Source organism: Streptomyces sp. CBMA29 (genome assembly GCF_014596445.1).
Lineage (GTDB): Bacteria > Actinomycetota > Actinomycetes > Streptomycetales > Streptomycetaceae > Actinacidiphila.
Map to the genome: position 1 here is coordinate 1 of NZ_MECL01000240.1, position 5,161 is coordinate 5,161.

5 protein-coding genes, 5 tRNA genes and 1 pseudogene are annotated in these 5,161 nt (G+C 72.2%); 5 read left to right on the plus strand and 6 right to left on the minus strand.

Going from position 1 to position 5,161, the window contains the following annotated elements:
* Positions 1-884: serine/threonine-protein kinase (locus BGM09_RS33140; protein WP_188285446.1), on the minus strand; the 884-nt coding region annotated here is incomplete at its 3' end.
* A 241-nt stretch (positions 885-1,125) separates the two neighbouring features.
* Here BGM09_RS33140 and BGM09_RS33145 point away from each other — a divergent pair.
* Together BGM09_RS33145 and BGM09_RS33150 are read left to right on the plus strand one after the other, a co-directional pair.
* Positions 1,126-1,359, plus strand: a complete 234-nt coding sequence (locus tag BGM09_RS33145) for a hypothetical protein (protein ID WP_188285447.1) — start codon at positions 1,126-1,128, stop codon at positions 1,357-1,359.
* Between the two features lie 481 nt (positions 1,360-1,840).
* A complete protein-coding gene (locus tag BGM09_RS33150) occupies positions 1,841-2,044 on the plus strand; it encodes a hypothetical protein (RefSeq protein ID WP_188285448.1) in 204 nt (67 codons plus the stop codon).
* Between the two features lie 237 nt (positions 2,045-2,281).
* Here the strand turns inward: BGM09_RS33150 and BGM09_RS33155 are convergent.
* The 5 genes from BGM09_RS33155 to BGM09_RS33175 form a co-directional block, all read right to left on the minus strand.
* Positions 2,282-2,353 (minus strand) — tRNA-Val (locus BGM09_RS33155).
* A gap of 38 nt (positions 2,354-2,391) precedes the next feature.
* A tRNA-Val gene (locus BGM09_RS33160) sits at positions 2,392-2,463 on the minus strand.
* A 32-nt stretch (positions 2,464-2,495) separates the two neighbouring features.
* Positions 2,496-2,567: transfer RNA gene (locus tag BGM09_RS33165), tRNA-Val, on the minus strand.
* A 1-nt stretch (position 2,568) separates the two neighbouring features.
* A tRNA-Cys gene (locus BGM09_RS33170) sits at positions 2,569-2,642 on the minus strand.
* A gap of 35 nt (positions 2,643-2,677) precedes the next feature.
* A tRNA-Gly gene (locus BGM09_RS33175) sits at positions 2,678-2,750 on the minus strand.
* A gap of 222 nt (positions 2,751-2,972) precedes the next feature.
* Here BGM09_RS33175 and BGM09_RS33180 point away from each other — a divergent pair.
* The 3 genes and pseudogenes from BGM09_RS33180 to BGM09_RS33190 all read left to right on the plus strand — a co-directional run.
* The gene (locus BGM09_RS33180; protein WP_188285449.1) at positions 2,973-4,052 is read left to right on the plus strand and encodes a chorismate-binding protein; all 1,080 of its coding nucleotides are present in this window, start codon (positions 2,973-2,975) and stop codon (positions 4,050-4,052) included.
* The gene (locus tag BGM09_RS33185; RefSeq protein WP_188285450.1) at positions 4,049-4,870 is read left to right on the plus strand and encodes an aminotransferase class IV; all 822 of its coding nucleotides are present in this window, start codon (positions 4,049-4,051) and stop codon (positions 4,868-4,870) included. Before BGM09_RS33180 ends, BGM09_RS33185 begins: the two co-directional genes overlap by 4 nt.
* A 103-nt stretch (positions 4,871-4,973) precedes the next feature.
* Positions 4,974-5,161: pseudogene (locus tag BGM09_RS33190) on the plus strand (GNAT family N-acetyltransferase); the annotation flags it as partial.

Here is a 5,161-nt window from a genome sequence, read left to right on the forward strand (position 1 = left end):
GGCCGCTCCGGCCGCGGCCCGGCCGCCTTCGGCAGCCCCTCGCGGCGCGGCGCGCCGATCCCGCGGGCCTCGCGGGCGGCGATCTCGGCGAGCCGTTCCGAGAGCTGCACGGTGCTCGGCCGCTCCTCGGGGTCCTTGGCCAGGCACGCGTAGACCAGCGGTGCGAGCGCGTCGGGCACGCCGGTCAGATCCGGCTCCTCGTGCACCACGCGGTACAGCATGACCTCGGAACTGCCCTGCCCGAAGGGCGAGTCGGCGGTCGCCGCGTACGCCAGGGTGGCGCCGAAGGCGAAGACGTCGGTGGCCGGGGTGACCGCGGCGCCGCGCACCTGCTCGGGCGCGAGGAAGCCGGGCGAGCCGACCGCCGTCCCGACGTGCGTCAGCGTGCTGGCCCCGGTCGCCCAGGCGATGCCGAAGTCGATGATCCGCGGGCCCTTGGGGGACAGCAGGATGTTCGACGGCTTGAGGTCGCGGTGCACGACCCCGGCCTCGTGGACGGCGACCAGCCCCTCGGCGAGGGCCGCGCCGATCGTGGCGACCTCGGCGGCGGGCAGCGTGCCGCCCTCGGCGACCTTGTCGTGCAGGGACGGACCCGGTACGTACTGGGTGGCGAACCACGGGCGTTCCGCCTCAAGGTCGGCCGCCACCAGCCGGGCCGTGCAGCCGCCGCGGATCCGCCGGGCGGCGGACACCTCGCGGGCGAACCGCGAGCGGAACTCCTGGTCCTCCGCCAGCTCGGGCCTGATGACCTTCAGCGCGACGCGCTGCCCGCGCTTGTCCGCGCCGAGGTAGACCACGCCCATGCCGCCCGCCCCGAGCCGCCGGTGCAACCGGAACGCGCCGACGACCCGCGGATCCTCGCGCCGGAGCCGCATCATCGCCATGTCCGTCCGTCCCCTGCCTCCGGTGGGGGAGGCCCCACTCCACTGAACTGACCGGCCGCTGGTCCGGCCGCCCACAGCTTACGGACTCAAGTCCCCCCGCGCGCTGATGCCCCGCAGGCGCGCGGGCGCTAATTGTCAGTGCCCGGTGGGATCCTTGAGAGGTGGGAGCGCGCCCGTCCGACGGGTCGTCAGCGCCGCGCCCGCTTCGCCAACGGACCGTCTGCCAAGGGGGAATGACGCCGTGAAAGGTGATCGTGTGGAGATAGTCGTCGACGCGGGGGACACCACCCGCACCTATGAGGTCATCGCCACCCGGGCGGGCCGCAGAGTGGAGACGGCGGTGCGCCGAGGTGTCGTGGAAGTGAGTGAAGTCACCCGCAACGGGACGGTGGTCCGCACCGCCCGCTTCATGTCCACCAGGGTGCTCGCCCTGGTGGAGCAGCCGGTACCGCGCGAGGTCGAGCAGGCGGGCTGAGCACCGCCCCCGTCACCCGACCCGGTTACCGACCTCGTCCCGGCCCCCTCCCCAGGAAAGCTTCCCCTCCGGGATACCCCTGGTGACCTAGGGCGTGTCCGCAAGGTCTCGTCTGGCTGGCGGCGCCTGGCACGCACGCTCGCTGCGTTGTCGGGCTCATCCGAATAGGCCCACTATGAGGACGACCCTCCGCCTTGCGATCGCACGCACCAGACACCGCCAGCCCCGCCCTCCGGGCGAACGACGAGACCTTGCGGACACGCCCTAGGACTCCTCCTCCACCCAGGGGAGTATCCGGGCCGCTCGCCGTCATCCTCCGGGAGGCCGGTAAAGGGGTACGAGGGCATGACGACCGGCCGCCGTCACGCCCCTAATGTTGAGGTCAAGCGGCGGACGAAGCACTCGTCCCCCGAGGTCAAACGTCCGCCGCCCCAAATCTGACAACAGAAGATCTGACCACACCACACCTCTGGAGAGGGCCATGGCGAACACGGTGGAACGCACCGCGCGTGCCGTGCGCGGCGGCAGGGCGATGATCGTCGGCGCCCGTCCGACCGGCACCAGGCATCCGCTGGTGGCGGCGGCCATGGTGCTGCCGCTGGCAGCCCTGCTCGCCTACTTCTTCGGTGGAGTGGACGCGGTGGTCACACAGGCGTCGTCCGTAGCCGGCCTGATGGGGCGCTGACACAACGCCCCAGGCCCGGAAGAGCGGTCCGGGCTGGGACATACCGGTGAACCCCGTGGGGACGGGGGTACGGCGGACGACTGCGTTTGCCCGGGTATCGAAAGATACCCGGGCACTGCGCTTTTCCGGGGCCAGTTGACCCCGATCCCGACGACCGAGGGAATCCGTACGACCGGAGGGATCCGCACGACCGAGGGCCGGAAGCTCGATCGCTTCCGGCCCTCGGTGTCCTGCGCGTGGACGATACTGGGATTGAACCAGTGACCCCTTCCGTGTCAGGGAAGTGCTCTCCCGCTGAGCTAATCGTCCTCGGTCGTGCGGGTGACGCGGATGGTGCTGATGACGCGTGCGCGATACTGGGATTGAACCAGTGACCTCTTCCGTGTCAGGGAAGCGCTCTCCCGCTGAGCTAATCGCGCGGGATCTTTCTCCAGGACCCTGTGGGGTCCAGTGGACGATACTGGGATTGAACCAGTGACCTCTTCCGTGTCAGGGAAGCGCTCTCCCGCTGAGCTAATCGTCCTTGGAGGTGGAGACGGGATTTGAACCCGTGTAGACGGCTTTGCAGGCCGTTGCCTCGCCTCTCGGCCACTCCACCAACACAGCGGGGGTTCGGGAAGATCCCCCACGTCGAGCGGACGACGAGATTCGAACTCGCGACCCTCACCTTGGCAAGGTGATGCTCTACCAACTGAGCCACGTCCGCAGGCGCCGTAGCTCCGGGGCACTCTCGTGTCCCGGCGACGTGGTGAACTCTAGCGGATTCCCGGTCAAGCTCAAAAACTGGTTTCCGCAGCGTGCCGGGCCAATGACGGGCGCATGACCGGCGGAGCACCGCGGCGGCGCCCCGCCTAGACTCGGCTCCACCTGCCGCCGAGCACCGGTTCGGTCCTCTCGTCGCCCTCTCGCCGTCCACCAGGGAAGCCCCGTGCGTGACCTCGCCCCCATGGCCCGCTTCGGCGGCCTCGTCGCCTCCGACCTGCGGGATGTCACCGCGGACCTGAGCGCGCTCGACTCCGCGGGCTTCTGGGCGGTCGCCGCCGACTTCGAGGGCCGTACGGTCTGCGCCCGCTTCGGCGACGTACGACCCGACCCCGCCCGCTCCGCACCCCGGGTGCGCCCCTGGCGCGGCCCCGACCCCACCGCGTGGACCTCCTCGCTGGACCGCGCGGCCTACGTGGCCGGGGTGCGCGCGATCCGCGAGCGCATCGCGACCGGCGAGGTCTACCAGGTCAACCTCTGCCGGGTCCTGACCGCGCCGCTGCCCGAGGCGGAGAGCCGGGGCGAGTACGGCGGCCCGGACATCGACGCCCTGTCCGCGGTCCTGGCCCGCGGCAACCCGGCTCCGTACGCCGGAACGATTCGGCTGCCCGCGCACGGCGTCGAGATCGCCACCGCCTCGCCCGAGCTGTTCCTGCGGCGCGACGGCGCGACGGTCGAGTCGGGGCCGATCAAGGGCACCGCGCGGACCGCGGACGAGCTGCTGCCCAAGGACCACGCGGAGAACGTCATGATCGTCGACCTGGTGCGCAACGACCTCGGCCAGGTCTGCGCCACCGGCTCGGTGACCGTGCCCGCGCTGTGCGCGATCGAGCCGCACCCCGGCCTGGTGCACCTGGTCTCCACCGTCCGCGGCGAGCTGCGCCCCGACGCCGGATGGCCGGAGTTGTTCGCCGCCGCCTTCCCGCCCGGCTCGGTCACCGGCGCGCCGAAGTCCAGCGCGCTGCGCGTGCTCGACGAGCTGGAGACCGCCGCGCGCGGCCCGTACTGCGGCGGGATCGGCTGGGTCGACGCCGACCGGCGGACCGGTGAACTGGCCGTCGGCATCCGGACGTTCTGGATCGACAGGACGGGCCCCGGCGCCCCGCTGCTGCGCTTCGGCACCGGTGCCGGGATCACCTGGGGCTCGGATCCGGAAGGCGAGTGGGCCGAGACCGAATTGAAGGCGGCCAGGCTGCTGGCGGTAGCGTCGGGAGTCCAGGAGACAAGCGGAGGGATGCTTCGGTGAAGATCTGGGTGGACGGCGGACTGCGGGACACCGCGGACGCCACCGTGTCGGTGCTCGACCACGGACTGACGGTCGGCGACGGCGTGTTCGAGACGCTCAAGGCCGTCGAGGGCCGGCCCTTCGCGGCCACCCGCCACCTGGAGCGGCTGGCCAGGTCCGCCCGCGGCCTCGGCCTGCCGGAACCCGACCAGGACGAGGTGCGCCGCGCCTGCGACGCCGTGCTCGCCGCGAACCCGATGCCGCTCGGACGGCTGCGGATCACGTACACCGGTGGCCCGTCGCCGCTCGGCTCCGACCGCGGCGACGCGGGCACCACCCTGGTCGTGGCGCTCGGCGAGGCGTCCGTACGCCCCGACACCACCGCCGTCGTCACCGTCCCGTGGGCGCGCAACGAGAAGGGCGCGCTGTCCGGGCTCAAGACGACCTCCTACGGGGAGAACGTGGTCGCTCTCGCGCGGGCGCACGAACACGGCGCCAGCGAGGCGCTGTTCGCCAACACCCGGGGCAGGCTCTGCGAGGGCACCGGGTCCAATGTCTTCGTCGTCCTCGACGGCCGGCTGCTGACCCCGCCGCTGGCGTCCGGCTGCCTGGCCGGGATCACCCGCGAGCTGGTGATCGACTGGACCGGCGCGCAGGAGACCGACCTGCCGCTCGACGTCCTCGACCGGGCGGAGGAGATCTTCCTGACGTCGTCGCTGCGCGATGTGCAGGGCGTGCACCGGACGGACGGCCGTCAGCTGTCCGCCGCTCCGGGGCCCGTCACGGCCAAGGCCATGCGGATCTTCGCCGAGCGCGCCGCGGCCGATGCGAACCCGTAGGTCCCGTAAGTCCCCCAAGTCCCGGCACGGCGGCGGCCGGGCGCGGTAGAACGTCATCCGGCACCCCATGTGATCGGTACGGCGACATCCCGGGAGCGCAGCCATGACGACGACCCTCAGACCCGCGGGCCCGGAGCGGCGCGCGCCCGACGGCGGTCGCGCCCGTGCCTTTACCGTCTGCGTCAACGGCCGTCCGGTCGGCGGTGTCGAGCTGAGCGCGGAACCGGGGCTCGGCCCCGGCGCCGGGCGGATCGCGGCACTGGCCGTCGACGAGCCGGACCGGCGGCGCGG

Bases quoted from the DNA above. Each gene is read 5' to 3' on its own strand.
- BGM09_RS33150 (WP_188285448.1), top strand. From the start codon at position 1,841: ATGGCGAACACGGTGGAACGCACCGCGCGTGCCGTGCGCGGCGGCAGG.